Source organism: Psychrobacter sp., from assembly GCF_036731945.1.
Lineage (GTDB): Bacteria > Pseudomonadota > Gammaproteobacteria > Pseudomonadales > Moraxellaceae > Psychrobacter.
Map to the genome: position 1 here is coordinate 6140 of NZ_DAINDI010000016.1, position 1828 is coordinate 7967.

Here is a 1828-nt window from a genome sequence, read left to right on the forward strand (position 1 = left end):
ACGCTTCAATCGGGTCATCATTTTTATCCATCTCATCATTCCTTATTTATCATTTTACTTATCATTCTATAAGAGTGTTAAATGCTATCTGTTTTATGAGCAGGTTTTATAAAAAGCTAACCGTATCATGCTGCTGCTCAGTAACAGCAGTTCTACAGTTTATTGAAAAAAAGTATTAAAAATGACGCCTTTAGTAATCTTCCCAATGCCCATTGCGGAGTAGGAGCTGACGGTCAGCAAGGGCTGCCAAACTACGGTCATGCGTCACCATCAATAGCGCCGTTTGCATGGTGCTTTGTAGCTCGGATAACAGCCCAAACACGCTTTGGGCGTTATCATAATCTAAGTTACCAGTCGGCTCATCGGCCAAAATAAGTGATGGTTTGGTCACAAGCGCGCGAGCAATCGCCACACGTTGACGCTCACCGCCTGATAGCTCACCGGGTCTGTGGGCCAAACGGTGCTCTAAACCGACACTTTTTAAAATATCTATCGCTTGTTGACGTGCCTCGGTCGTCGATACTTTTGGGCGCATCAGTAGCGGCATAGCAACGTTTTCAACCGCGGTAAATTCGGCTAACAAATGGTGAAACTGATAAATAAACCCCAAGTGTTTATTACGCATTGCCCCGCGCTCGGTCTCATTCATACTATTTAATAGCTGCCCATGTAGCCAAACCTCCCCGCTACTTGGGGTATCCAGTCCGCCAAGCAAATGCAGCAAGGTACTTTTCCCCGAACCACTGGTACCAACAATCGCAATGCGCTCACCAGCATTGACGGTCAAATCTAGACCGGTCAATACTTGCGTGCTCACCGCCCCTTCATCATAAATTTTATTAATATTGGTCGCTTTTAAAATTTCAGACATGGTACTTCCTTTGTTTTATTTATCATAGCATTGACGATTGACGCCTGTAGATTACTCGTAACGCAGCGTTTGCGCAGGCTGAATTTTCGCCGCTCGGCGCGCTGGATAAATGGTCGCCAAAAAGCTCAGTATAAATGACGCACTGGTAATCAGCACCACATCGGTCAAACGCAGCTGCGATGGCAGATAATTTACAAAGTAAGCATCAAACAAATTGAGACCAAAGGTTTGATTGATAAAGCCCAAAATATCACTAACGGTCAGAGCAAAGATAACACCAAGTATCGTGCCCGCAATCGTACCAATAAAGCCAATAACGATGCCCTGTACCATAAACACATGGGTAATCAGACGCGGTGAAGCGCCAAAGGTTTTTAAAATAGCAATGTCTGCTTTTTTGTCGGTGACTAGCATCACCAAACTTGAAACGATATTGAAAGCGGCAACAAGGATAATTAAAAACAGCAGCAAGCCAACCATGGCTTTTTCCATTTGAATGGCCCCAAATAGGTTGCCGTGTGTTTGCGTCCAATCGCTAGGATAAAGCTTGTCAGGCGCAATAGCAGCCGCTTTTTGGGCCGCCATTGGCGCATTAAAGATATCGTCAAGCTTCATACGTATGCCTTGCGCACCCTCTGGTAGACGCAGTAATTTTGCCGCATCGCCCATCGGAATAAACGCCATTAGGCTATCTACTTCTGGACTGATGGTAAAAATACCTGTCAACGTAAAACGCTTAAAGCGCGGTATCACACCTGCTGGCGATGGCGACGCTTCTGGCAGCACTAAGGTCACTTTATCGCCCAAGCGCAGCCCCAACGATTGCACCATCTCTTCACCAAGCACAATACTGAACTCACCGTTTTGCAGCGTATCAATACTGCCTTCTACCATGTGCTCGTTGATGATAGAAACGTTTTTCTCATACTCTGGATCAACGCCGGTGACCATAATCCC

The 1828-nt window shown here is 45.7% G+C and carries 2 protein-coding genes; both read right to left on the bottom strand.

All coding sequences use genetic code 11. The annotated features are described in order from the left end of the window. Window positions 1-190: 190 nt before the first annotated feature. Window positions 191-871 carry a lipoprotein-releasing ABC transporter ATP-binding protein LolD gene (gene lolD, locus V7D75_RS04845; protein ID WP_068408142.1) on the bottom strand — a complete coding sequence of 227 codons (681 nt, stop codon included), beginning with the start codon at window positions 869-871 and terminating at the stop codon, window positions 191-193. 51 nt (window positions 872-922) lie between these two features. Next, window positions 923-1828, bottom strand: a 906-nt coding sequence (locus V7D75_RS04850; RefSeq protein WP_333613640.1) for an FtsX-like permease family protein, incomplete at its 5' end; no start/stop codon positions are given.

Excerpts from the sequence above, each read along its gene's own strand:
- lolD (WP_068408142.1), bottom strand. The coding sequence starts at position 871 with ATGTCTGAAATTTTAAAAGCGACCAATATTAATAAAATTTATGATGAA.